We start from the raw sequence: 23,280 nt of genomic DNA, 5'->3' as shown, positions 1-23,280 counted from the left end.
CTGGAGCGGGATGCGCGGCATCGCCTCTGTGCCCACCTATGTCGTGATGCAGCCCAACACCCTGTGCAACCTCGACTGCTCCTACTGCTATCTGCCGTTCCGCCAGGTCGACAAGCGGATGCCGGTCGAGGTCGCGGCCGCGGTGGCCGAGCTGGTCGCGGAGTGGGCGCGGTCCGGCCGGTTCTCGGTGGTCTGGCACGGTGGCGAGCCGCTGGCGACCGGACGCGAGCACCTGGCCGCGCTGCTGGCGCCGTTCGGTTCCGGCATCGAGCACCACGTGCAGACCAACGCCACGCTGATCGATGACGCCTGGTGCGACTTCTTCATCGAGCACCAGGTACGCGTCAGCGTCAGCGTGGACGGCCCGGAGGCGTACAACGGCGAGCGGATCACCCGTGGCGGCCGGCCCGCGTACGACCGGATCGTCCGCGGCATCGACACCCTGCGCCGGCGCGGCATCCCGTTCTCGGCGCTCTGCGTCGTCGGCGACCCACGACCAGGCGTGGCGGCCGGCCTGTACGACTACTTCCTCGACCTGGGCTGTGACGTGCTCGGCATCAACGTCGAGGAGCGCGAGGGCGTCAACACCCGGGCCAACCGGCACGAGGCCGCCGACGTCACCGCGTTCTGGTCGGAACTGGTCGCCGCCTGGCGCCGCGAACCGCGCATCCACCTGCGCGAGGTCGAGTGGTCGCTGCGCTACGTCGCGGCGGTGCTGGACGGCACCGCGGACGACCTGCTCCCGCGCCGGCTCGATCCGATTCCCACGATCGCGTACGACGGCTCGGTGGTTCTGCTCTCGCCCGAGCTGGCCGGCTTCCACGACCCCCGATACGGCGACTTCAGCAGCGGCAACGTACTCGAAAGGCCGCTGGGTGAGATCCTCGCGGGTGCGGCGGCGACGCCCTGGATCGCCGAGTTCCTGGACGGCGTCCAGGCATGCCGGCAGTCCTGCCCGTACTTCGGTTTCTGCGGCGGCGCCCACGCGGCGAACCGCTACTTCGAGCATGGCCGGTTCGACACCACCGAGACCGACCACTGCCGCAACAGCAAGATTCGCCTACTGGAGGGAGTGCTGGACCATGCCCGAGATCACCAACCCACGGGCGTCGGAGGCTGAACAGCCGAACGGCGTGGGAGTCGATCCGGTGACGGCACGGGTGCACGACACCCGGGCCGGGTTGGCCGCACTCATCGAGGAGGCCGAAACGGCTCGGCTCGAGCGCGCCGAGGGCACGTCGGAGGACGGCGGCTCGGCGGTGTGCGCCTGGAACCACTTCGAGAACATCCCGACGTTCTACAACTGGAACAACCGGCCCCGCTGAGCCCCAGCACAGCGGGTTGGTGAAACCGGCTCGAAGCCCACGCGAGCGTCAGCCCGCGTGGGCTTCAGTGTTGTTTGAAACGTGGGATTGGTGACCACGACACACGGAAGCACGCGGTCAGCCGCGTGCTCTGTGCAATGCGGGTCAGCGCCTTGTCGGCGACCAGGTGTCCTGGTCGTCGTCCGCGTCGTCCTCGTCGTCGTCGACGAACTCATCGTTGTCGTCGTCGAAATGACGGTCGGACTTACTGGCACCCGCCAGTTCGCGCTGCAAGGCGGTGAGGTCGGTGTTCGGGGAGTGGTATTTCAACTCCCGGGCCACCTTCGTCTGCTTGGCCTTAGCACGGCCGCGCCCCATGGCTCGACCCCCTCGCACAGAATTCGGGGCAGCCCGAAGGCGGGCCCCGATGACGTCAGGCATCTCTCGTGGGTCTTACGGTACATGGACGATGCCGCCTTCGGCACCTCGGGTTGCGTGTGACACTGCCGCGCGTCGCGGTTTTCTCTCCCGGAACGCACGGCAGGTCCGAAACCGCTCTCTGCCGAGGTGGATCGGGGTGGGTCAACCGAGGTAGATCGACCGCAACCGGCCGACCTCGGCCATCCGCTGTTCGGCCAGCCGGTCGGCGGCCACGGCGGGCGACACGCCCTCCTCGTCGGCCAGCGCGAGGATGCGCCCGGTGGTGTCGAAGATCCCGGTCGCGCGCAGCTTGGCGCGCTCGAAGTTGAAACCCTCGATCTCGTCGGCGACCTGGATCACGCCGCCCGCGTTGACCACGTAGTCGGGCGTGTAGAGGATGCCGCGTTCGGCCAAGGTCTTTTCGATGCCGGGATGGGCGAGCTGGTTGTTGGCGCCGCCGGCCACCACGGTCGCGCGCAGCACCTGCACCGTGTCGTCGTCCAGCGCGCCGCCCAGGGCGCACGGCGCGTACACGTCGATGTCCGAGGTGATCAGCGCCGCCGTGTCCGGCACCAGCCGGATCTGCGGATGGGTGGCCCGGGCCCAGGCCAGTGCGGCCTCGTTGACGTCGGTGGCGATCACCTCGGCGCCGTCGGAGAGCAGGTGGCCGGCCAGGTATTTACCGACTTTGCCGAGGCCCGCGATGCCGACCGTCCGGCCGGACAGGGTGGGGCTGCCCCAGGCGTGCTCGGCCGCCGCGCGCATGCCCTGGAAGACGCCCCACGCGGTGAGGATCGAGGAGTCGCCGGCGCCACCGTGTTCGACGCTGCGGCCGGTCACGTACCCCGTCTCGCGGGCGACGACGTCCATGTCCAGTACGTAGGTGCCGACGTCGCAGGCGGTGTAATAGCGGCCGGAGAGGGACTCGACGAACCGCCCGTACGCGCGCAGCAGCGCCTCGGATTTCGCCAGGGCCGGATCGCCCCAGATCACCGCCTTGCCGCCGCCGTGGTCGAGCCCGGCCAGCGCGTTCTTGTAGGCCATCCCGCGGGACAGCTTGAGCACGTCGGCGAGGGCCGCCTCCTCGCTCGGGTACGGATAGAAGCGGGTGCCGCCGAGTGCCGGCCCGAGGGCCGTCGAGTAGATGCCGATGATCGCCTTCAGGCCGGTCTGCCGGTCCTGGCAGAAAACGACCTGTTCGTGCCCGCTGGCGTCGGTGCCGTCGGTGTCGAACACGCCCATCGTTGCTCTCCTGATCTGAGGTCGAGGCCTTCGTGGGGCCAGTGATCCGGCGGGGTATGCCGGACTTGGGGAAAGCGTAGTAGGGCGGACACCGTCGGGATTACGTCCGAGCGGGAAGTTCCACGCGGCGGAATTCGTGAAAGGATCGCGCCGTGCCGTCACTGTTCGCGTCGTACCTACGGGTTTACGAGCCGCTGACCGCCTTCGACCGCGACCGGCAGGTTTTCTGGCGCCGCTACGCCCGTGAGGGCCGCGCCCTGGGCCCGGTCGACGGTCCGGTCAAGCAGCGCACCGCCGTGCTCGAGGCGCTGGGCGCCGGCTGGACCAGGCTGCCCGACCTGCCCGACGAGGCGTACGTGCTGGAGTCGGGGGAGTCGCTGCTGGTGTGCCCCTGGAACCTGCGGCTGCGGGTGGCCGAGGCGGCCCTGAACGCGCGGGACGGCGTGCCCAGCGTGCTGGCCGACGCGTTCGTCCCGCCGGTGCTGGCCGGTCAGGCCCGGGCGATCGTGGAGGACTGGCGCAGCGGGGCCAAGGTGCTCGAGCACGGGGTGCCGCGGGTGCACGAGCAGATCGCCACCTGGGGTGTGCCGCTGCGCTGGTTCGTCTTCGTCGATCTGGACGAGCGGGAGATCTCGCTGGAGGCCGGCGGGCGCACGCTGCGCTACCGCACCGAGATCTCCAAGGCCCGCCGCCGGGCGCACCGGGGCGTGTCGGTCTTGCGCAAGTCGCTGGGCGACGCCCCGATCACCGAGGCGGTCGAGGAGGGCACCCGGTGGCTGGAGGAGTTCCACCCCCGGTCCATCGTCGAGCTCGACTACGGCGGCCTGGTCAACATCCTCCCGGATGACGTTCTGACCCAGGACGATTCACCCGGTCTGGTGGCCGCGGGCCTCTCCGCGCTGTCCCGGGGCGACGCCGAGGCGGCCTCGACGGCGTACGAAAAGCTGGTGGAACGGTGGCGTACCGTCCAGCTTCTCGAGCGCTGCAACTGACCTGCGAAAATGGGACAGACGGGCATGATTCACTGCCCGTGGGAACGCTCCCGAGGCGAATACTCCTCGTAATCGACGCCAGGCGAAGCGTGATAATCGGACTAAACGAGGCACTATCTGGCGTAGAAAACACGTAAAAATCGGGCATGCTTCATCCGTCTATCTGGGGACGTTCGTCCGTTCGGCCCATGTCGGACATCGGGGACTAGCCGGACCATGAGAGACGCACCGGCCGGCGGGACCCCGGCCGATGTCTTTAGGTACCTGTGGAGGAGTGACCGATGGCATCGCGTACGCACGATCCTGAGCCGCTACTAACGCCGGCCGAGGTGGCGTCGATGTTCCGTGTCGACCCAAAGACTGTCACCCGGTGGGCGAAGGCCGGCAAACTCAGCGCAATTCGCACGCTGGGTGGCCACCGTCGTTACCGGGAGTCGGAAGTTCGTGCCCTGCTGCAAGGACAGATTCCCACGCAGCGTCAGGGTGACTGAACAAGTCTCAAGTCGAGGCGAAAGATCGTTGCAAGGGGCGAGCGCTGGGGAAGGCGATCGCCCCTTCCTCGTCTCCGGGTCGGGTCTTCTGGTCAGGCCTCGACCGGCTTGACTCGGATGATCACCGTGCCGTCGACCGTGCGCCGGATCCGGCTGCCGAGCAGCGTGAGCCGGCCCATCAGACCGTACTTGCGGGCCAGCACCCGGCCGAAGTGCTTGCGATCGGCCTCGTCGCCGAGCCGGGCCGTGCCGGGCAGTGCCTCCCCGCGGGGATTGCCGCGGAGGTCGCAGGCGGTCACCGTGACCCGCCCGCTGTTGCGGATCCGCTTCACCTTTCCGCTGTCCCGGGGCGTCCAGAAGGCGAGTCCGTCGCCGTCGGGCAGGACCCAGAGCGCGGTCGGCACCGCGCGGCCATCCCGCCGGTACGTGGTGAGCAGGACGTATTTCTCGGAACCGAGTTGCTCGAGCGAGGGCATGCGCCAAGGGTAGTGATGTGGAGCAGCCAACGATCGGTGATGTGTTCGGCGAGATGATCCGGGACGCGTACGCGGTGCGCACCGGGGTCGGACCGCGCCCGCTGGCCGGTGGCCGGGTGCCGCGGCCGGTGATCGAGGTGATCGAGCGGGACGACGGGCTGATCAACGGGGCGCCGGCCGACCACTACCTGGACGAGCCCGAGGACTGGCAGCCGCACGACCATCGGGCGCTGCGCCTGTGTCGCGGGCACGTGCTGGACATCGGGGTGGGCGCCGGGCGCATCGCGGTCGAGTTGCAGCGGCGCGGCATGGCGGTGACCGGGCTGGACACCTCGCCCGGTGCGATCGACATCGCCCGTCGGCGCGGGCTGAGGGACACCGTGGTCACCACGATTGACGCGTACGCCGCGGGCGCGCCCGCCCGGTACGACACGTTCTTACTGCTCGGCAACAACCTCGGGCTGCTCGAGGGGCCGGAGCGCGCGCCGGTCTTCCTCGCGGCGCTGGCCCGGCTCGCCAATCCGGGTGCGCGGATCGTGGCGCAGGGCACCGACCCGTACCGCACCACCGATCCGGTGCACGTGACGTACCACCGGCGCAATCGCGAGCGCGGGCGGCTCGGCGGCCAGTTGCGGCTGCGGCTGCGCTACCGGCTGCTGGCCACCACCTGGTTCGACTATTTGAACTGCTCGATCGGCGAGCTGGCGGAACTCGTGTCCGGCACCCGGTGGCGGCTCGTGTCGATCGACGAGGAGGACCGCCCGTACTACCTCGCGGTCCTGGAACTGACCGGATGACCCAGCTGTCGCGCGAGCAGGCGCGGGTCAGCCGCCGGATCTCGATGGTGCTGCGGCACCGGCCGGAGTCCGCGGGCCTCACCCTGGACCCGAACGGCTGGGTGCCGGTCGCCGACCTGCTCGCCGCGCTCGGTCTCAGCCGGGACGACCTCGACCTGATCGTGGCGCAGAACGACAAGTCCCGGTTCGCGGTCGCCCGCCGCCCCGACGGCACCGACTGGATCCGGGCCAGCCAGGGCCATTCGCACCGGGTCGGCGTCGACCTGGCGCTGCCGCCCGCCGAGCCGCCCCCGGTCCTCTATCACGGCACGCCGCGGCAGAACGCCGAGCCGATCCGGCGGGACGGCCTGCGCCCGGGCCGGCGGCAGCACGTCCACCTCTCGCTGGACGTACCGACGGCGCTGCGGGTGGGGCATCGGCGGTCGGCCGACGTGGTGGTGTTCGAGGTGGCCGCGGCCGCGATGGCCGACGCCGGCCACGTCTTCCACCGCAGCGAGAACGGCGTCTGGCTGACCCCGGCCGTCCCGCCCGCTTACCTCTCGCTAAAACGGACAAATCCGTAATCTCCCTGGTCGCTCCGCTCTCCACAGTGGCCGTTCGGCGCGGGCCGGCGCATGTCCGATTAGCGTGGGGACATGGCGGTTACCGGGAGTCAGCGGAGAAACCTCCTCGGTGCACTCGGAGTGGTCGCCATCCTCGCCGTGCCGGCCGTCGGCCTGCCCGCGATCGACCGCGCGCTGCCGGCCGAGCGGCCGGTCCGGTCCGACGAGCCCTATCCGGTGGCGGCCGGGGTGAGCGTCGTGCCGCCACCCGGTGCCACCGTCGACGTGACCGGCACCCGGCCCGGCGACACCGCCGGCACCGCGCTGTTCCGGATCGGCCCGGTGCGGTACGCGATCGCGGTCCGCCCGTTCGCCGGCGACCTCGCCACCGCCGCGGCCCGGCTCCGCAAGCGGATCACCGGCACCTCCGGTTACCAGGTCACCGGCACCCAGCTGGCGGTCGCCACGATGGGCGGGCTGAACGGTCTGCAGGGCGGCTACACCGCGCCCGGCCGGGGCGGCCGCTACCTGGTCTTCGTGGTCGACGGCCTGACCATCGAGGTGACGGTGAGCGGCGGCGAGCTCGACCTGGGCCGCACGCTGCCCCGGATCGAGGCCAGCACCAGCACCCTGCGCCACGACGGGACGACCCGGTGACGTCGGCCGTGGTCCGGCCCGCCAGTGCCGGCGGCCGGGCGTCCGCGCTGGCCCGGACGCCGGCGTTCTGGGTGGTGCTGGTCCTGCTCGTGGCGGGTGCGGTGCGGATGACCCAGTTGACCGGGCGCTTCTTCGTGGCGTACCCGATCGCCGCGGGCACCGCCGTGCTGTTGTTCGCGCTGTTCGCCGTACCGTTTTGGCTTTTTCTCTCGGAACTCGACTTCCTCGAGCGGGAACCGACCGAACTGCTGGTGCTGGCGCTGGCCTGGGGTGCGCTGGTGGCCACCGCGGTGTCCATACCGGGCAGCGCGGCCCTGGAAAACCTGATGGCCAAGCTCGGCTCGCCGCATCTCGCGGCCGACTGGGGCGCGGCGCTGGCCGGTCCGACGGTCGAGGAGACCGCCAAGACGCTCGGCGTGGTGGCCATCGTGCTGATGGCCCGCACGCAGGTGAACAGCGTGCTGGACGGCGTGGTCTACGGCGCCATGGTGGGGCTCGGCTTCCAGATCGCCGAGGACGTCGTCTTCGCGGTCGGCGCGGTGGCGCTCGCCGGGCAGGGTGACCAGGTGCAGCCGGTGGTGGCCACGTTCCTGCTGCGCGGCTTCCTGTCGGGGGTGTGGAGCCACACGCTGTTCGGCGCGCTGGCCGGGGCCGGCATCGGCTATCTGGTGGTGCAGCGCGGCCGCGGCCGGCCACACCGGGCCGGGGTGGCGCTGCTGGCCGTGGCCGGGGCGTGGGCCGCGCACGTGCTCTGGAACTCGCCGCTGTTCGGCGACGGTCTGGGCAACGGCACCCTGGGGCTGCTCGGCGTGCTGCTGCTCAAGGGCCTGCCGCCGCTGCTGCTGATCCTGCTGCTGGTGCGGCATCTGCACGACCGAGAGGCGGACTACTACGTCGGGCAGTTGGCCACCCTCCGCGACCCCGAGCTGATCACGGAGGGCGAACTGGCGGTGCTCGGCTCGGGTGCCGGCCGGTCGGCAGCCCGCCGGCACGCCATGACCGCGGCCGGACGCGAGGCGGGCCGGGCCGTCCGCCGCCTCCAGCGCGGTCAGGCGCGGCTGGCGGTCGAGCTCAGCCGCGCCTCGGCGCGGGTGTCCGACGGGTCGGCCGGCTCCCGGTGCGATGAGATCCGCGAACAGCGGGCGCTGCTGCGCCGCCTCGGTCACCCGGAGGCGGTCGCCGGCCCGCGGTCATGGCGTCATACCGCCTCCACGGTCGGTACGACGCTGCTCGCGATCGCCGTGCTGTGGGCCGCGCTGTCCGCGCTCGGCGGCGCCTAGACCTGCGGCGGGAGGCCGCCGTCGCCGTCCACCACGGTCTCCGGGGTGCCGTCCTGGTCGAGGTCGACGATGGTGATGTCGACCCGGCCGTCGCCGTCCGTGTCGAACTGGAACAGGTCCGGCTTGCCGTCGCCGTCGGTGTCCGACACCCAGACGTTCGGCCGGCCGTCGCCGGTGGTGTCGTTCGCGATCAGGTCGACGCGGTCGTCGCCGCGCGTCTCGACGGTGTCCTGCGGCTCGGTCATGTGGTCTCCTCAAGGCCGGATCGGTCATGCGAACAGTAGGACCAGCGGGGCGACTCCGCGACCCGGCTGATGTGATCGAAGTCGCAGGAAAGGCGCGCAACCGGAGGTAACGTACCGGCTCATGGATATCGCAGCCGACGCCGTCGAGGGCCTGTTCACCTCCGGCGGAGGCGCGCTCGGCGAGCGGATGGGCATCGAGCTCAGCGAGGCGTCGCCGGATCGGGTGGTCGGCACCATGCCGGTGGTCGGCAACACCCAGCCGTACGGGCTGCTGCACGGGGGCGCCTCGTGCGTGCTGGCCGAGACGCTCGGCTCGGTCGGCGCCGCGATGCACGGCCAGACCGTGGACCGGCCGTTCGCGGTGGGCGTGGACATCAACGCCACCCATCACAAGGGCGCCCGCTCGGGGGTGGTGACCGGGGTGGCCAGGCCGGTGCACCGGGGTCGCACGATGGCCACGTACGAGGTGGTCATCACCGACGACGACGGGGATCGGGTCTGCACCGCGCGGATCACGTGCCTTCTTCGCGGAGCGTGAATTCCGGTACTAGTTCGGCCGTCGACGAGCACACCTTGACCGATCCACGTACCTTTCTTGGCGTGACGGAGGTACCACAGCACGCTTTCGACGACGCGGCGCTGGTCTTGGAGAGTGCGCTGAGCGGCGACAGTGACGCCGTGGTCGGCACCTTCGACGCGGTCGTCGACCGGTTCGGCGTCGTCGGAGCTTACGACGTCGCCTGGTGCCTCGCCGCCACCATGGTCGGGCAGGTCCCGCCAGGCGGAGCATGGACACTTGACTTCCCTGGCATTGACGATGCTCGATATGACAAGCGCTGGGTGGCGCGGTTCGTCAGCGCCTACATGAACGGCGACATCAGCACCGGCGAGGCCCTGTTCGGCGCGGCCATCGCCGACGGGCAACTGCCCGACTGTCTCCTGGCGCTGGCCGGCTCGACGGTCGCGACCCTGCGCCACCGGGCCGCATGAGCGACCTGCATCATGGGTCCGCATGAACGACGACGATCCGCTGCTCGCCAGGGTCCGCAAGCTGCTGGCCATGGCCGAGGACCCGGCGTGCACCGCGGCCGAGGCCGAGGCGTTCACGGCCAAGGCCACCGACCTGATCGCCAAGTACGGCGTCGACCAGGCACTGCTGGCCGCGGCGGACCCCACGGCCGATCCGGTGGGCGACCGGATGGTCACGGTCGTCGCCCCGTACGCCCGGGACAAAGCGGCCCTGCTCGCGGCGGTGGCCGCCGCACTGCGCTGTCGCGTCGTGCAGCTCGCGCGGCCGGGTGACCTGCGGCTCCACCTGTTCGGGCACGGCGCCGACCTGGAACGGGTCGAGCTGCTGTTCACCTCGCTGCTGGTGCAGGCGGCGCACGGGCTGACCGGTGCGCCGGTGCCGGGCGGACAGCACGCGGCGGCGTACCGCCGGTCCTGGCTGGCCGGCTACACGCAGGCGATTCAGGCGCGGCTCCGGGCGGCCGAGCGGAGTGCGGTCGCGGCCGAGCCGGGTGCCGAACTGGTCCTGGTCGACCGCACCGACCTGGTCGAGCGGCGCCGGAACGAGGTCTATCCGCGGCTGGCCAAGATGGGCCCGCGGCGGCTGCGCGGCGGCGGGATGGCGCACGGGTATCACGCCGGTCAGACCGCCGACCTGGGCGGCCGGACCGAGGTCAGCTCTTCTTGAGGTAGAGCGCCTTCGCGTACTGCGCGGCCGCGGCCTCGTTGTACATGCTGGCCTGCGCCATGTACCACTCGTTGTCGGACAGAGCCTTCCGTGCCTGCGTGGTGCCTGACCATCGGATGTCGGCGTCTATTTCGGACATGCCGCGCGACTTGAATTGCCGGCGCATGGCCAGCTTGCCGGTGCGGAACGCCTCGGCCGCCTCCTCCGCCTGTTTCATGGCCGCGAAGGCCTTTTCGCTCAGTGCCTCGGCCAGGGTCCACGCCCCTTGTTCGGCCGCATTTGTGAATGTCAGCACGCCGTTCCTCCTCGAAAGCGTCCTGTGAGAATAGATCGACGTTGCTGCTCGTGGAACGGAGAATCCGCCTTTCCGTGGCGGAACGCGGCCCGGCACCGATGATCGCGAGTGTTAGAGACGCGGCTGCCGGGGCATAGCAAGCGTGGCGCGGGATCCGCCGGCCCCCAGGTTGACGGACGCAACGGGCCAGGCGGACCCCGCTGTTACGGCCGCAGCCAGACTGCCTCGTCCCGGTGTGACTCCAGGGGTCCGGGGTAATCGAGGCCGCGACGAATGTCGGCCGGGAGGCGCCACGGCTGGTGGACGGCGGCGCCCTCGACCGATTTCAACTCGGGTACGTAGCGCCGAACGTACACGCCATCGGGGTCGAAACGCTGGGCCTGACGGATCGGATTGAAGCGGCGGTAGGGACGGGTGTCGTTTCCGGTGCCCGCGACCCACTGCCAATTGCCGGAGTTGTTCGGCACGTCGCCGTCGATCAGCCAGCGGAAGAACCAGGCCAGGCCCGGTCGCCAGTCGACGCCCAGGTGCTTGGTGAGGAACGCCGCGGTGATCAGGCGGGCCCGGTTGTGCATCCACCCCTCGGCCCTCAGCTGGCGCATCCCGGCGTCCACAATGGGCACCCCGGTCTGTCCGTCCTGCCAGTGCTTCAGGGCCTCCGGGTCGGCGCGCCAGGTGTCGTCGGCATTCGGCCGGTAAGCGTCCGTGGAGATCTTGGGGAAGGTCAGCACCACCTGGTAATAAAAGTCCCGCCAGCAGAGCTGGCGGACATAGGCCTCGGCGTTGCGCTGCCTGGCTGCATTGGCGAGAGCGAGTGGCGAGACACAACCAAAGCGCAGGTACGCACTGAGCCGGCTGGTCCCGTCGGCGGGCAGGTCGTCATGCAGGTCCGGGTACGGGTCGAGGTGGTTGAGCCAGGTGCCGAGTCGCCGGCGTCCCTCGGTCTCGCCGCCGCCGGCCGCGTCCGGTGACTCGCCGGCCCCGATCGCCGGCATCCCCCCGGCTGCGACGCCGTCCGGCACGGTGATCCGGCGCGGGGTGGCCACCTCGTCCCGCCAGGTCGCCGACTGCCAGGCCCGGTGGTAGGGCGAGAAGACCTTGTACGCGGGACCGCCGCCACCCGGCCGCAGCACCCCCGGGTCGACGATCGTCACCCCCGGGAACAAGCGCAACGAGATCCGCTCCCGCTCGCACTCCGCGGTCAGCCGGCGTTCCCGGCGACGGGCGTACGCGGTGACGTCCGCGGCCATCCCGAGCATCGTGGCGCCGACCTCGCCGGCCACCTTCATCGTCTCGGCCACCGGGTCGCCGGTGCGCAGCACCAGGTCGCCGCCCCTGTCGCGCAGCGTCGCACGCAGGTCGGCGAGCGACTGGTGCAGGAAGCGCAGCCGGTTCGGCGAGAGGCCGGCGAGCTTCGGGTCGAGCACGAACAGCGGCACCACCCGGTCGGCGTTCGCGCAGGCGGCGGCGAGCGCGGGGTTGTCGTGCACACGCAGGTCGCGGGTGAAGAGGACGACGGCGGTACGCATCACGACGCCACCGGGGCGCCGGGCCTGGTCAGCAGGCTGCGCACGGCGACCGCGGCCCGTCGCCGGTTGGGCACCGTGGCCCGCCGGGCGAACACGTCGTAGCCGGCCGCCTCGACCTCGTCCAGGATGCCGCCGTACAGCTCGAACGCGGTTCGCATGCAGGCCTGGGATGCGGGCTCGAGCAGCGGGATGCCGGGCGCGGCGGCCCGGTAATGCCGTCGCGCCCGGCTCACCTCGTACGAGATCAGGGGTTTGATCCTGGGGTTGCCCGGACGCAGATCGGCGGTGCTCAGGCCGAACCGGGCGAGGTCCTCCTGCGGCAGATAGACGCGGCCGCGCTCGAGGTCCTCGGCGACGTCCCGGATGAAGTTGGTGAGCTGGAACGCGAGGCCGAGTTGGCGGGCGGGTTCGCGGGCCGCGGCGGGATCGCGGGAACCGAGGATCGGCAACATCATGGTGCCGATCACGGCGGCCGAGCCCTCCATGTAGCCGAGCAGATCGTCGTAGGCCGGGTAGCTGGTGATCGTCAGATCCATCGCCATGCAGCGCAGGAACGTGTCGAAGTCGTCCACGTCGAGGTCGAACACCGCGATGGTGTGCAGCACGGCGGGCAGCAGCGGGTCGTCGACCGGTTCACCGTGCAGGCCCGCCACGAACCGCTCAGACCACGCGGTCAGCCGGGCGGCGCGCTCGGCGGCCGGGAGCGCCTCGGTCTGATCGACGATTTCGTCCGCATATCGGGTGAAGCCGTAGAGCGCGTGCACGTGCCGCCGCTTCCAGGCCGGCAGCAGCCGGGTGGCCAGGTAGTAGGTGCGGCCGTGGCGCTTGTGCAGGGCCCGGCAGCGCTGGTAGGCCGCGGCCACATCCGTTTCCACCGGAAACCCTCCGAAAATCGACGCACGAATCGACGCAACTACCAACCTAGAGTACGGTGAGTCCCGTGGCGAACGACACGCTCGAGGGAAACCGGCACCGCGGCATACCCCGCCAAGCTGCCCGCGTAACGGTGCTGATCGATGCGATCGAGGGCACCCTGGCCGACTTCCTGGCGGCGCAGACCGTCGCGCTGGACGGCATCGACCCGGCCCTCGGCGGGCTCGCCCGCACCGCCCGTGACCTGGTGCTGGCCGGCGGCAAGCGACTGCGGCCGACCTTCGCCTACTGGGGCTGGCGTGGGGTCACCCAGCCCGGCGAGCCGATCGAACCGCTGCTGCCGGCGCTCGCCGCGCTCGAGCTGATGCACACGTTCGCGCTGGTGCACGACGACGTGATGGACGAGTCGGCGACCCGCCGCGGCCGGCCGACCGCGCACCGGATCTTCGCGGGCCAGCACGCCTCGGACGGCCGCTCCGGCGACGCCGACCGGTTCGGCTCGACCGCGGCCATCCTGGTCGGCGACCTGTGCCTGGTCTGGGCCGACCAGCTGCTGGCCCGCAGCCCGGTGGCTACCGCCACGCTGTTCGCGGTCCGGTCCTGCTACGACCGGATGCGGGTCGAGGCGGTCGCCGGGCAATACCTGGACGTGCTCGGGGAGACCAAGCCCGGGGACTGGTCGGTCGAGCAGGCCCTGCTGGTCGCCCGGCTCAAGACCGCGGGCTACACGGTGCAACGCCCGCTCCAGTTCGGCCTCGCGCTGGCCGGCCCGGTCGACGACCCGGCCCTGGACGAGGCGTACGCGCGCTACGGACTGCTCGTCGGGGAGGCCTTCCAGCTCCGCGACGACCTGCTCGGGGTGTACGGCGACCCGGCCGTCACCGGCAAACCGGCCGGCGACGATCTGCGTTCCGGCAAACCCACCACCCTGCTCATGCTCGCCCGCCGGCTTGCCACTCCCGCGCAGCAGGCTGAGCTGGCGTATGACCCCGCCGGGGCCGTCAACCCCGCCGACGGCCCCGGCGGGCCCGACCACGACCAGATCGCCCGGATCGCGCAGGTCATCGCGGACACCGGCGCTCCGGAGCGGGTCGAGACCATGATCCGGGACCGGGTCGCCGAGGCGGCCGCGGTGCTGGCCACCGCGCCGATCCGGCCGGACAGCCGGGCCGCGCTGAACGAGCTCGCCGTCCGCGCCACCCAGCGCCCGGCATGATGTCAGCCATGCGAATCGTGACGGGACCCACCGACCGGGTGGTGGTGGTCGGCGCCGGACTGGGCGGCCTGGCCTGCGCCCTGCACCTGGCCGCGGCCGGCCGCCAGGTCACCGTGGTCGAGCGGGAACCGGTCCCCGGCGGCCGGGCCGGGCGCCTCGCCGCGCAGGGATACGAGTTCGACACCGGCCCCACCGTGCTGACCATGCCGTCGCTGATCGAGGAGCCGCTGGCCGCAGTCGGCGAGCGGTTGACCGACTGGCTGGAACTCACCCCGCTCGACCCCGCGTACCGGGCCTACTACCCGGACGGCTCCACGCTGGACGTCCGCACCGACACGGTCCGGATGGCCGCCGAGATCAGCCGGGTGTGCGGTCCCCGCGAGGCCGACGGCTACCTGCGCTTCGTCGACTTCGCCCGGCAGCTCTGGCAGCTGGAGCGCCACCACTTCATCGGCCGCAACCTGGACACCCCGTTCGACCTGCTCAACCTCAACCTGCTCAAGCTGCTCGGGATGGGCGGCTTCCGCCGCCTCCAACCCAAGATGGGCGAATTCTTCCGGGACCCGCGCACGCTGCGCATTTTTTCTTTCCAGGCCATGTACGCGGGGCTCGCGCCGCACGATGCACTCGCGATCTACGCCGTCATCGCGTACCTGGACTCGGTGGCCGGGGTCTATTTCCCCAAGGGCGGCATGCACGCGGTGCCGCGGGCGCTGGCCGGCGCGGCCGAAAAGCACGGGGTCACGTTCCGCTACGACACCACGGTCACCCGGGTCGAGACGAGCGCCGGCCGGGCCACCGGGGTGATCACCGCGGACGGCAGCCGGATCCCCGCCGACGTGGTGGTGCTCAACCCCGATCTGCCGGTCGCGTACCGCGATCTCCTCCCGCCGGGCCGGTCCCGCAAACTGCGGTACTCGCCGTCGTGCGTGGTGCTGCATGTGGGCTCACGGCAGGCGTACCGGAAAATCGCCCATCACAACATCCATTTCGGTACGCACTGGAAGCGCACCTTCGACGAAGTGATCCGGGACGGCCTGCTGATGAGCGACCCGTCGCTGCTGGTCACGAACCCCACGCACACCGACCCGGCGGCTGCTCCGGACGGCCGGCAGACCTATTACGTGCTGGCACCCGCACCCAATCTGGTCACCGGACCGATGGACTGGCGTGGCGACCTGGCCGAGCGGTATGCGGCGTCGCTGGTCCGCACCCTGGAGAGGCGCGGCTATGTGGGCTTCGGCGACGGGATCGAGGTACAGCGGGTGATCACCCCGGCGGACTGGCAGGACCAGGGCATGGCGGCCGGTACGCCGTTCGCGGCCGCGCACACCTTCGGACAGACCGGTCCGTTCCGGCCGTCGAACCTGCACCCCGCGCTCGAAAACGTGGTCTTCACCGGTTCGGGCACCCAGCCCGGCGTGGGCGTGCCGATGGTGCTGATCTCCGGCAAGCTGGCGGCCACCCGGATCACCGGGGCCTCGTGATGAGCGTCCGGGAATCGCACCAGGTTGAACTCGTCGACGGGTCGGGCGTGCCGGTCGGGGTTATGACGGTCGACGAGGCGCACCGCTCGCCCGGACGGCTGCACCGGGCCTTCTCCGTGTTCCTGCGCGATCCGGACAGCGGCCGGGTGCTGCTGCAGCAACGTTCCGCCGCCAAGACCCGGTTTCCGCTGCGCTGGGCCAACAGTTGCTGTGGCCACCCGCAGCCCGGCGAGGACGTGGCGACGGCGGCCGGGCGGCGGCTGGTCGAGGAACTCGGTATCGCCGGGGTGCCGCTGTCGGAGGTGGGCGTCTACACGTACCGGGCCGAGGACCCGGCGACCGGGCGGGTCGAGCACGAGTACGACCACGTGCTGGTGGGCGATCTGCCGGACGCGCGGCGCCCGGTGCCGGATCCCGCCGAGGTGGCCGACCTGCGCTGGGTGTCGGTGTCCGCCCTGCTCACCGCCCTGGACACCGAGCCCGACCGGTATGCACCGTGGCTGGCCGGGGTCACCGCCGTTCTGCCCGTTCCCGTTCCTCGCGAGGCGCCGGAGCGGCCGGGTGGTCGATGACGGCCTGAGCGCCGGCGCGGCCGCCCGTCGTCTCGGCGTGGCGGTCACGACGTTGCGCACGTGGCACCAGAGATACGGGTTGGGACCCAGCCGGCACGTGCCCGGACAGCACCGCAGGTACACCAGACAGGACCTGGACCGGCTCGAGGTCATGCTGCGGCTCACCGCGCAGGGCGTGGCGCCGGCCGAGGCGGCTGCCTGGGCGCGGCGTATCCCGGCCGGCGTTGCGGCCTCGGTCGGCGCGGCCGCCGCCAACGGTGAAACGCCCCCGGTCCCCGGAGCCGCCCGGGACGGCGGTGGTCAGGCCATCCCGCTCGGCCCGGCTTCACCCGCCGCCCGCGGCCTGGCCCGGGCCGCCATGCGCCTGGACGTGCCGGCCATGCGCCACCTGCTCACCGCCGCCCTGGTCGAGCACGGCGTGATCGACACCTGGGCCGAGGTGGTGGTGCCGGTCCTGATCGGGATCGGCGAGCGCTACCAGGCCACGGAGCGTTTCGTCGAGGTCGAACACCTGCTCTCCCGCTGCCTCACCGAGGTGCTGGCCGCCGTGCCCCGGCCGCCCGGCCTGCCCCGGGTGCTCCTGGCGGCGGCTGACGAGGAACAGCACACCCTGCCGCTGGAGGCGCTCGCGGCCGCCCTGGCCGAGGCGGGCGTGCCGGCCCGTCTGCTGGGCGCCCGGGTCCCCCCGCGAGCTCTCGCCGACGCCGTGACGCGAACCGGCCCCACCGCGGTCGTGCTCTGGTCCCAGCTGCCCGGCACCGGCGACCCGACCCAGCTGGACGCGCTGACCGCCCACCCGCGGCCCCCGTTCCTGGTGGCCGCCGCCGGCCCCGGCTGGCCCCACGAACTCCCCGCCGGCGTGGTCCAGCTCACCGGACTGGCCGAGGCGGTCGCGCTCGTCTCCGCCGCCGTCGGCTGACGTTTCCCCTGGTAGGAGGCCTGCCGCCGGGAAGGGGATACCGGTTTGGATTGGGACCACCGGATCACGTATGCTTTCCAAGCCTCAAGCGGGGCCCGGTTGGGGTCACCACCGCATGGTGTTGCAGACGTGCAATACTGGCGGAGTTGCCCTCATCGTCTAGTGGCCCAGGACGCCGCCCTTTCAAGGCGGTAGCACGGGTTCGAATCCCGTTGGGGGCACTGGTAAGTTGGTTGCCGCAAGGTTGCCAGCAAGACCAGCGGTAAGACAGTTGAATAGCACAGTTGAATAGCAAGGTCCTGTGGAGCAGTTGGAGTGCTCGCCGCCCTGTCAAGGCGGAGGTCGCGGGTTCAAGTCCCGTCAGGACCGCAGCAATTCCCTGGCCAGGTAGCTCAGTTGGTACGAGCGTCCGACTGAAAATCGGAAGGTCGGCGGTTCGACCCCGCCCCTGGCCACCAGAGCGATAGCACGCCGACCAGCGGAAGCGCGGGTCGGCGTTCGTCATTCCTCTTGACACCAGCGAGAGCACTGCTCACGGATTGCTCACAGGCATGTCTATGCGTCAAGCACCTGAAGCCTGCTTGCTGCGGAAAAGCCGGTTCCGCTCCCGCGCTAGGCGACATCGCGCAGGATCTTGCCGGTAGGGCAATTGAGGCCAGGTTTCGCATGAGGTCAGCCTTGCACGCCGCCCGGTAGCATCCGTCGAGCTGCATAGGATCTGCGTGACGGAAATCGTAAGGTCGGCGGAGGAGTCGATGCGGGGATGACGGCCGAGCGATCGGTACCCACACAGGACGACGTGGTCGGGTATTTCGACACGCTGTCTAACTGGGGGCGGTGGGGCGACGACGACGAGCGCGGGACCCTCAACCACATCACCGACGATGTTCGGCTGGCGGCGGCGCGGGCCGTGCGGCACGGCCGGAGTGTGTCGTGTGGGTGGGAGGTCGCCGTACCGGGGGAGATGGAGCGGTCGACTACCGCGTGCCCGTGTGCTGCCGAGATGCCGGGGGCCGAGCACATGCCGGCCCACTTTCACGCCGACCGGCGGTGGGGGTTTTCGAACGAGCGGCTCGGCATCATGTTCCACGGCAACACGATCACGCACCTTGATTCGCCGTGCCATCTGTTCTGGGACGGCAGGATGTACAACGGGCGGTCGCATTCGTTGGTCGACGCCGCGAGCGGATCTGCGTGGGCGGCCGTCACGGCGGCGGCGGACGGGATCGTCACGCGGGGCGTGCTGCTGGACGTTGCGGCGGTCCGTGAAGTGCCGTGGCTGGAGCCGGGGCAGGGGGTGTTTCCCCACGATCTCGAGGAGGCCGAGCGCCGCCAGGGTGTGCGGGTTCGGTCCGGTGACGCGGTACTCCTGCGGACCGGCTATGGGCGGGCCCGGCACGAGTCCGGTCCGGCCGGCGGCATCACGCAGGCCGGCTGGCACGCTTCCTGCCTGCCGTGGCTGCAGGAACGCGAGGTCGCGCTGATCGGCGCCGACACACCGCAGGACGTTCAGCCGTCGGGGTACGACGCCGTGCTGATGCCGGTGCACGCCGTGAGCCTCGTCGCGATGGGGCTGTGGCTGCTCGACAACTGCGACCTGGAGGCGTGCGCGACGACGGCGGCCGAGCTCGGCCAGTGGGACTTCCAGCTCGCCGTCGCGCCGGTCCGCTTCGCCGGCACGTCCGGCAGCCCGGTCAACCCGATCGCCACCTTCTGACGCGCGCTACTTCGCCTGGACGATCAGGTTGAGGCCGCTGTCGGGGTGGTAGGACCACGACGCCGCGTATGTCTGCCAGGTGTTCTGCTGGCGCCCGTCCAGCGCTCTGGTCTGGTAGATGTGCTGGGTCACCGCCGCGGGTGACTCGAGGAACTGGAGCACACAGTCGAGGGTTCCGGTGGTCGTGCCGACGAAGTCTTCCTCACCCTTGACGTCGACGGTCAACGTTCGTCCGCCGTCGGCGACGCTCACGCCCGCGTTCGGTTCGGCGCAGGTGGTCTGAGCCTGCTGCAGGCGGCCGACCTGGGCAGCAGCCGGTTTCGCGTCGTGCTCGGCAGTGGCGTAGGTGACACCGCCGTACCAGCCGGCGCCGAACAGGGCCAGCGCCGCGACGGCGACCGCGGGGATCACGCTGATCAGGTTCGCGCGGGGCGGTTCGACCGGGAGGGCCGGCGCCTCGTCGAACAGGGCCGGCGGCGAGATGTAGGACATCGGAACTCCTGCGGTGTCGGGAAGCCCCAAGCATTCCGCACGATTTGCGCCATTTTGGGCATCAACATGGACGGTTCTGTGCTGCCGGTTCCGGCAGTGCGAAGTGCCGGAACGACTGACCGCCGCTGAGCGGCGGGATCGCTGGCACCGTCCGTGGCCGAAACCACGGACGGCGCCAGCGCGGCGGTGACGAGGATGACGGACACCAGCCCGGTCCGTCATCGCCCCCTCGTCGCCGCCTCCTTGATCCCTCTTCCGCGTCGTTAGGAATCGGCGGCGGGCCGGGCGGCATGAGAAGAATCCGCCGGGAGTTGCGCCAAGGTTTCCTCGATTCGGTCGACCGCGTCGAAATCGCCCAAACGTCTGGTCACGTACGCGATGGCCAGGCCGCGCGCGGGGTCCGCCCAGGCCGCGTTGCCGCCCAGGCCGCCCTGGCCCCAGGTGCCGTCGGCCTCGATCTGGACGCCGAAACCCCAGGTCACGTCGCTGTCCAGGAAACGGTCGAAGCCGGTGTACTGCGGAACGGCCAGCGCGGGCAGCCGGCCGGCCAGCACGTCTGCGTAGAACTGGGCCATCGCGCGCGACGACGTGTGCGTGTTGATCGCGGGGACGGCTGCGCGGCGCCACAACGGGCTGTTCAGGACGGCCAGGTCGCGGGCGCCGGGTGGGTTGGAGACGGCGCGCGCGTGCACCGAGCCCGGTTCGCCGAGCGTCTGCGCCGGCCAGCCGGGCGACTCGAACTCCAGGTCCGCGCAGCGCGACATGTCCGCATCGGACAGTGCGAAGCCCAGGTCCGGACCGATCTCGTCCCGGACGAACTGGGCCGGCGGGCGGCCGTCGACGCGCCGCACCACCTCGCCGAGCAGATGCCCGTACGTCATCGCGTGTTCGGCGGCCACCGTGCCGGGTTCCCATTCCGGGGTGGCGGCGGCCAGGTCGGCGCAGAGCAGGTCCCAGTCGGACCACGCCGCCACCGGGCGCTCCACCGGGAACGACGGCAGCGCAGCGAGGTGCGCGAGCAGGTCGCGTACGGTCGCCTTTGTTTGAAACGACGGCCAGTAAGCCGCGGTCGGCGCCGATATATCGATGAGGCCGCGCCCCGCCAGGATGAGCACCGCCGCCGCGAGGATCGGCTTGCCCACCGAATAAACGTTGACCAGCGTGTTCTCGTCCCATGGCAGCGAATGAGCGGGGTCCCGCCAGCCCTCGCGCACGTCCACAACCGGCTCACCGTGCCGCAGCACAGTGAGCGCCGAACCACCTCGCGGCTCCACGGCGAACGCCGCGGCCACCGCCTCGAAACCGGGTGCGATGAAGCCCTCCATGGGCGGCACGCTAGTGCTTAGCTGAACCCCATGGGCGAGAAGCGACAGGTCGACGTGGTGGTCGTGGGGTTGGGCGTGGGCGGCGAAGAGGTCGCGGGACGCCTGGCCGAGGCGGGGCTGGCGGTTGTCGGCGTGGAAAACACGCTGGTCGGCGGCGAGTGCCCGTACTGGGGCTGCGTGCCCACCAAGATGATGGTGCGGGCCGGGCTGGCGCTCGCCGAGGCCCGCCGGATTCCGGGACTCGCCGGCTCCGCGACGGTTACGCCGGATTGGGCACCGGTCGCCAAACGCATCCGGGACGCCGCCACCGACGACTGGAACGACAAGGTCGCCGTGGACCGACTCGTCAGTAAGGGCGCGAGCTTCGTGCGGGGTACGGCCAGGATCGTCGGTCCGGGTCAGATCAAAGTCGGCGAGGACACGTACGCGGCCACGCGCGGCCTGGTGATCGCGACCGGGACCAAGGCGGTGATCCCGCCGGTGCCCGGCTTGGCCGGCACGCCCATGTGGACAAACCGGGAGGCGATTGAGGCCGACACCCTGCCGTCGTCGCTGCTGATCCTCGGCGGCGGCTCGATCGGGTGCGAGTTGGCGCAGGTGTTCGCGCGGTTCGGTGTGCAGGTCACGATCGTCGAGGGCGGCGAACGGCTGATGGCCCTGGAGGAGCCGGAGTCCTCACAGGTCGCGGCCGAGGCGCTCACGGCCGACGGGGTCCGCGTGCGCACCGGCGTCCGCGCGTCGGAGGTCGCGTACGGGACCGAATTTTCTTTGAAGCTCACCGACGACACCGTGCTGACCGGGGAGAAACTGCTGGTCGCGACCGGTCGGACGGCACGGCTGGGCGATCTCGGGGTGGACACCGTCGGGCTTGACCCGTCGGCGCGGTGGCTGAGTACCGACGCCCGGATGCGGGTGCAGGACGGTGTGTGGGCGGTCGGCGATGTGACCGGAAACGGCGCCTTCACCCACATGTCCATGTACGAGGCGGACATCGCGGTGCGGGACATCCTGGGCCAGGGCGGCCCGGACGCCGACTACCGGGCACGGCCGCGGGTGACTTTCATCGACCCGGAGATCGGCGCGGTGGGGATGACCGCGGTGCAGGCCCGCGGTGCCGGGATCGACGTGGTGGAGAGCCATGTGCCGCTGTCCTCGACGTCGCGCGGCTACATCCACGGTCCGGGCAACGAGGGCTTCATCAAGCTGGTCGCCGATCGGCAGCGCGGCGTGCTGGTGGGTGCGACCACGGCCGGCCCGTCCGGCGGCGAGATGCTCGGGGCCATGTCGGTGGCGGTGCACGCCGAGGTGCCGGTGCGCACGCTGCTGTCGACGATCTGGGCCTACCCGACCTTCCACCGGGGTTTCGGCGACGCGCTGAAGGGACTGGGTTTCGACCGCTGAACTGGGGGAACCCGGCCGGGATGCAGATGCTCAACCGCCTCGAGCAAGCCCGCGAACTGGATGGCGTCGCGGAGAAGGTGCAGGCGGTCGTGACCGGCACGATCCGGTCGCAGCGTCTGCGCGACCTGCTGCACGGCACCTGGCTGGGTCACCCGTTGCACCCGGTGCTGGTCCAGCTGCCGGTGGGCGCGTTTGTCTCGGCCGCGGTGCTCGACCTGCTGCCCGGCATGCGCAACGCGGCCACCAAGCTGATCGGCCTGGGCGTGGCCACCGCGCCGCCGGCGATCCTGGCCGGCTGGACCGACTGGTCCCAGATGACCAAGGACCGTCAACGGGTCGGCCTGGTGCACGCTTCGGCCAACGGCGTGGCGGTTGCGCTCTACGCGGCGTCGCTGGTGGCCCGCAAGCGCGGGCGGTCGGGTGTCGGCCTGGCTTTCGCCGGCCTGTCGGTGGCTGGGCTGGGTGCCTACCTCGGAGGACATTTGTCGTACGCCCGAAGCGCGGGCGTCAACCAGGCGGCACCGGAGATCGCGCGCGTCCCGGAGGAGTGGACGGAGATCTGCTCGCTGGCGTCGCTTCCCGACGAGAAGCCGGTCGTCCGTTCGGTCGGTGCCGTGCCGGTGCTGCTGTACCGCACGGCTTCGCTGGTCACCGCAATGATCGAACGCTGTGGCCACGAGACGGGACCGCTGGGTAATGGTGAGGTGGTCGGGTCAGGGGCAGACGCTTGCGTGGTCTGCCCCTGGCACGGCAGCACCTTCCGCTTGACGGACGGCGCGGTGGTGCACGGGCCGGCGGCCAGTGACCAGCCGCTGTTGGGGGTGCGGGTGAAGGCGGGGATGGTCGAGGTCCGCCGGCCCTGACCCAGGGGGTTGCGCGAGGGCGCTCTGTACTTCCGCTCTCCGCGCGCTTCCTGAAGTCCGCTCGCCGCTCTCGCGCCCTGGCGCCCTGGGGCCTTGCGCCCTCCGTGCCCTTCCGTCCTCACCCTTCGCCCTCGCGCCCTGCGGCCCCCGTCTCCGCCCTACTGGGGGCGATCGCCCTTTCCTGCGCCTCTCCCAGCGCTGAGCTGGGGTGATGCGGAAAGGCGGGGGGCGATTTGGAGGCGCGTGCGGGACCGGGTAATGTTTTGGGAGCCGGCAGGGACGCGGACGAGCGAGCGGAGAGATCCGCAGCGGCCGTCCTGCCAAATCCTTCGAACTTCGGATCGCAGCAACGCTGCGCGCCTGGCTCGGGGGAGGTACTAGGGCAGATCGGTTCCAACCGGGAGAAACCGGTTGACATGGGCAGGTCGACCTAGTAAAGTTGAACGAGT

General features: G+C 71.0%; 27 protein-coding genes and 3 tRNA genes. 21 read left to right on the top strand and 9 right to left on the bottom strand.

Features of this window, described 5'->3' with window-relative positions:
- Nucleotides 1-10: 10 nt before the first annotated feature.
- Nucleotides 11-1,120: a cyclophane-forming radical SAM peptide maturase AmcB gene (gene amcB / locus Ari01nite_RS18725; protein WP_307837779.1), complete on the top strand. Its 1,110-nt coding sequence runs from the start codon at nucleotides 11-13 to the stop codon at nucleotides 1,118-1,120.
- Entirely contained in the window at nucleotides 1,083-1,325 is a 243-nt protein-coding gene (gene amcA, locus Ari01nite_RS18720) for a multiple cyclophane-containing RiPP AmcA (RefSeq protein ID WP_203782549.1), read from the top strand. Before amcB ends, amcA begins: the two co-directional genes overlap by 38 nt.
- A gap of 144 nt (nucleotides 1,326-1,469) precedes the next feature.
- Here the strand turns inward: amcA and Ari01nite_RS18715 are convergent, their stop codons facing one another.
- Both Ari01nite_RS18715 and Ari01nite_RS18710 read right to left on the bottom strand, forming a co-directional pair.
- Entirely contained in the window at nucleotides 1,470-1,682 is a 213-nt protein-coding gene (locus Ari01nite_RS18715; RefSeq protein WP_203782548.1) for a DUF3073 domain-containing protein, read from the bottom strand.
- A gap of 204 nt (nucleotides 1,683-1,886) precedes the next feature.
- Nucleotides 1,887-2,966, bottom strand: coding sequence for a Leu/Phe/Val dehydrogenase (locus tag Ari01nite_RS18710; protein WP_203782547.1), 1,080 nt, complete (start codon nucleotides 2,964-2,966; stop codon nucleotides 1,887-1,889).
- Between the two features lie 152 nt (nucleotides 2,967-3,118).
- Between Ari01nite_RS18710 and Ari01nite_RS18705 the strand changes: the two genes are divergently transcribed.
- Both Ari01nite_RS18705 and Ari01nite_RS18700 read left to right on the top strand, forming a co-directional pair.
- Nucleotides 3,119-3,958 (top strand): DUF8083 family protein, encoded by an 840-nt coding sequence (locus Ari01nite_RS18705; RefSeq protein ID WP_203782546.1) that lies wholly within the window; start codon nucleotides 3,119-3,121, stop codon nucleotides 3,956-3,958.
- Nucleotides 3,959-4,239: 281 nt separating this feature from the next.
- A complete protein-coding gene (locus Ari01nite_RS18700) occupies nucleotides 4,240-4,449 on the top strand; it encodes a BldC family transcriptional regulator (protein WP_014687221.1) in 210 nt (69 codons plus the stop codon).
- Nucleotides 4,450-4,541: 92 nt separating this feature from the next.
- Here the strand turns inward: Ari01nite_RS18700 and Ari01nite_RS18695 are convergent, their stop codons facing one another.
- The gene (locus tag Ari01nite_RS18695; protein ID WP_203782545.1) at nucleotides 4,542-4,925 is read right to left on the bottom strand and encodes a PPOX class F420-dependent oxidoreductase; all 384 of its coding nucleotides are present in this window, start codon (nucleotides 4,923-4,925) and stop codon (nucleotides 4,542-4,544) included.
- 53 nt (nucleotides 4,926-4,978) lie between these two features.
- Here Ari01nite_RS18695 and Ari01nite_RS18690 point away from each other — a divergent pair, with 53 nt between their 5' ends.
- The 4 genes from Ari01nite_RS18690 (at nucleotide 4,979) to Ari01nite_RS18675 (ending at nucleotide 8,201) form a co-directional block, all read left to right on the top strand.
- Nucleotides 4,979-5,722 (top strand): class I SAM-dependent methyltransferase, encoded by a 744-nt coding sequence (locus Ari01nite_RS18690; protein ID WP_203782578.1) that lies wholly within the window; start codon nucleotides 4,979-4,981, stop codon nucleotides 5,720-5,722.
- The gene (locus Ari01nite_RS18685) at nucleotides 5,719-6,285 is read left to right on the top strand and encodes an RNA 2'-phosphotransferase (RefSeq protein ID WP_203782544.1); all 567 of its coding nucleotides are present in this window, start codon (nucleotides 5,719-5,721) and stop codon (nucleotides 6,283-6,285) included. The genes Ari01nite_RS18690 and Ari01nite_RS18685 overlap by 4 nt, the downstream gene beginning before the upstream one ends.
- A gap of 72 nt (nucleotides 6,286-6,357) precedes the next feature.
- Nucleotides 6,358-6,921: a hypothetical protein gene (locus tag Ari01nite_RS18680; protein WP_203782543.1), complete on the top strand. Its 564-nt coding sequence runs from the start codon at nucleotides 6,358-6,360 to the stop codon at nucleotides 6,919-6,921.
- Nucleotides 6,918-8,201: a PrsW family intramembrane metalloprotease gene (locus Ari01nite_RS18675; protein ID WP_239162839.1), complete on the top strand. Its 1,284-nt coding sequence runs from the start codon at nucleotides 6,918-6,920 to the stop codon at nucleotides 8,199-8,201. The genes Ari01nite_RS18680 and Ari01nite_RS18675 overlap by 4 nt, the downstream gene beginning before the upstream one ends.
- On the opposite strand, the gene Ari01nite_RS18670 is transcribed toward Ari01nite_RS18675, so the two are convergent.
- A complete protein-coding gene (locus Ari01nite_RS18670; protein ID WP_203782542.1) occupies nucleotides 8,198-8,446 on the bottom strand; it encodes a hypothetical protein in 249 nt (82 codons plus the stop codon). The genes Ari01nite_RS18675 and Ari01nite_RS18670 overlap by 4 nt on opposite strands.
- A gap of 121 nt (nucleotides 8,447-8,567) precedes the next feature.
- On the opposite strand from Ari01nite_RS18670, the gene Ari01nite_RS18665 reads away from it, so the two are divergent.
- The 3 genes from Ari01nite_RS18665 to Ari01nite_RS18655 all read left to right on the top strand — a co-directional run bounded on the left by Ari01nite_RS18665 (nucleotide 8,568) and on the right by Ari01nite_RS18655 (nucleotide 10,142).
- Nucleotides 8,568-8,984 (top strand): PaaI family thioesterase, encoded by a 417-nt coding sequence (locus Ari01nite_RS18665; RefSeq protein WP_203782541.1) that lies wholly within the window; start codon nucleotides 8,568-8,570, stop codon nucleotides 8,982-8,984.
- Nucleotides 8,985-9,046: 62 nt separating this feature from the next.
- Nucleotides 9,047-9,436 carry a hypothetical protein gene (locus Ari01nite_RS18660; protein ID WP_203782540.1) on the top strand — a complete coding sequence of 130 codons (390 nt, stop codon included), beginning with the start codon at nucleotides 9,047-9,049 and terminating at the stop codon, nucleotides 9,434-9,436.
- Between the two features lie 22 nt (nucleotides 9,437-9,458).
- Nucleotides 9,459-10,142, top strand: coding sequence for a DUF2786 domain-containing protein (locus Ari01nite_RS18655; protein ID WP_203782539.1), 684 nt, complete (start codon nucleotides 9,459-9,461; stop codon nucleotides 10,140-10,142).
- Here the strand turns inward: Ari01nite_RS18655 and Ari01nite_RS18650 are convergent.
- The 3 genes from Ari01nite_RS18650 to Ari01nite_RS18640 all read right to left on the bottom strand — a co-directional run bounded on the left by Ari01nite_RS18650 (nucleotide 10,129) and on the right by Ari01nite_RS18640 (nucleotide 12,841).
- The gene (locus Ari01nite_RS18650; RefSeq protein WP_203782538.1) at nucleotides 10,129-10,437 is read right to left on the bottom strand and encodes a hypothetical protein; all 309 of its coding nucleotides are present in this window, start codon (nucleotides 10,435-10,437) and stop codon (nucleotides 10,129-10,131) included. The genes Ari01nite_RS18655 and Ari01nite_RS18650 overlap by 14 nt on opposite strands.
- Nucleotides 10,438-10,640: 203 nt before the next feature.
- The gene (locus tag Ari01nite_RS18645; RefSeq protein WP_203782537.1) at nucleotides 10,641-11,966 is read right to left on the bottom strand and encodes a cryptochrome/photolyase family protein; all 1,326 of its coding nucleotides are present in this window, start codon (nucleotides 11,964-11,966) and stop codon (nucleotides 10,641-10,643) included.
- Nucleotides 11,966-12,841: a phytoene/squalene synthase family protein gene (locus tag Ari01nite_RS18640; protein ID WP_203782536.1), complete on the bottom strand. Its 876-nt coding sequence runs from the start codon at nucleotides 12,839-12,841 to the stop codon at nucleotides 11,966-11,968. The genes Ari01nite_RS18645 and Ari01nite_RS18640 overlap by 1 nt, the downstream gene beginning before the upstream one ends.
- 65 nt (nucleotides 12,842-12,906) lie before the next feature.
- Here Ari01nite_RS18640 and Ari01nite_RS18635 point away from each other — a divergent pair, with 65 nt between their 5' ends.
- From Ari01nite_RS18635 to Ari01nite_RS18600, 8 genes are all read left to right on the top strand, one after another.
- A complete protein-coding gene (locus tag Ari01nite_RS18635; protein ID WP_203782535.1) occupies nucleotides 12,907-14,055 on the top strand; it encodes a polyprenyl synthetase family protein in 1,149 nt (382 codons plus the stop codon).
- Nucleotides 14,056-14,063: 8 nt separating this feature from the next.
- On the top strand, nucleotides 14,064-15,542 hold the full coding sequence (gene crtI, locus Ari01nite_RS18630; RefSeq protein WP_203782534.1) for a phytoene desaturase family protein: 1,479 nt from the start codon (nucleotides 14,064-14,066) through the stop codon (nucleotides 15,540-15,542).
- Nucleotides 15,542-16,114 (top strand): isopentenyl-diphosphate Delta-isomerase, encoded by a 573-nt coding sequence (gene idi, locus Ari01nite_RS18625; protein ID WP_203782533.1) that lies wholly within the window; start codon nucleotides 15,542-15,544, stop codon nucleotides 16,112-16,114. Before crtI ends, idi begins: the two co-directional genes overlap by 1 nt.
- Nucleotides 16,104-17,033 (top strand): MerR family transcriptional regulator, encoded by a 930-nt coding sequence (locus tag Ari01nite_RS18620; protein ID WP_203782532.1) that lies wholly within the window; start codon nucleotides 16,104-16,106, stop codon nucleotides 17,031-17,033. The genes idi and Ari01nite_RS18620 overlap by 11 nt, the downstream gene beginning before the upstream one ends.
- Before the next feature lie 148 nt (nucleotides 17,034-17,181).
- A tRNA-Glu gene (locus tag Ari01nite_RS18615) sits at nucleotides 17,182-17,254 on the top strand.
- 74 nt (nucleotides 17,255-17,328) lie between these two features.
- Nucleotides 17,329-17,402: transfer RNA gene (locus Ari01nite_RS18610), tRNA-Asp, on the top strand.
- Nucleotides 17,403-17,414: 12 nt separating this feature from the next.
- Nucleotides 17,415-17,491, top strand: a tRNA-Phe gene (locus tag Ari01nite_RS18605).
- Between the two features lie 305 nt (nucleotides 17,492-17,796).
- Nucleotides 17,797-18,750, top strand: coding sequence for a cyclase family protein (locus Ari01nite_RS18600; protein WP_203782531.1), 954 nt, complete (start codon nucleotides 17,797-17,799; stop codon nucleotides 18,748-18,750).
- 6 nt (nucleotides 18,751-18,756) lie between these two features.
- On the opposite strand, the gene Ari01nite_RS18595 is transcribed toward Ari01nite_RS18600, so the two are convergent.
- On the bottom strand, nucleotides 18,757-19,242 hold the full coding sequence (locus Ari01nite_RS18595) for a hypothetical protein (RefSeq protein ID WP_203782530.1): 486 nt from the start codon (nucleotides 19,240-19,242) through the stop codon (nucleotides 18,757-18,759).
- 263 nt (nucleotides 19,243-19,505) lie between these two features.
- On the bottom strand, nucleotides 19,506-20,567 hold the full coding sequence (locus tag Ari01nite_RS18590) for a serine hydrolase domain-containing protein (protein WP_203782529.1): 1,062 nt from the start codon (nucleotides 20,565-20,567) through the stop codon (nucleotides 19,506-19,508).
- Between the two features lie 30 nt (nucleotides 20,568-20,597).
- Here Ari01nite_RS18590 and Ari01nite_RS18585 point away from each other — a divergent pair, with 30 nt between their 5' ends.
- The gene (locus Ari01nite_RS18585; protein WP_203782528.1) at nucleotides 20,598-21,968 is read left to right on the top strand and encodes a dihydrolipoyl dehydrogenase family protein; all 1,371 of its coding nucleotides are present in this window, start codon (nucleotides 20,598-20,600) and stop codon (nucleotides 21,966-21,968) included.
- A gap of 20 nt (nucleotides 21,969-21,988) precedes the next feature.
- The gene (locus tag Ari01nite_RS18580; RefSeq protein ID WP_203782527.1) at nucleotides 21,989-22,831 is read left to right on the top strand and encodes a Rieske (2Fe-2S) protein; all 843 of its coding nucleotides are present in this window, start codon (nucleotides 21,989-21,991) and stop codon (nucleotides 22,829-22,831) included.
- Nucleotides 22,832-23,280: the final 449 nt, after the last annotated feature.

This window comes from Paractinoplanes rishiriensis (assembly GCF_016862375.1).
GTDB lineage: Bacteria > Actinomycetota > Actinomycetes > Mycobacteriales > Micromonosporaceae > Actinoplanes > Actinoplanes rishiriensis.
Note: the sequence above shows the minus strand (reverse complement) of the source record. Positions and strands in the feature narration are given on the sequence as shown.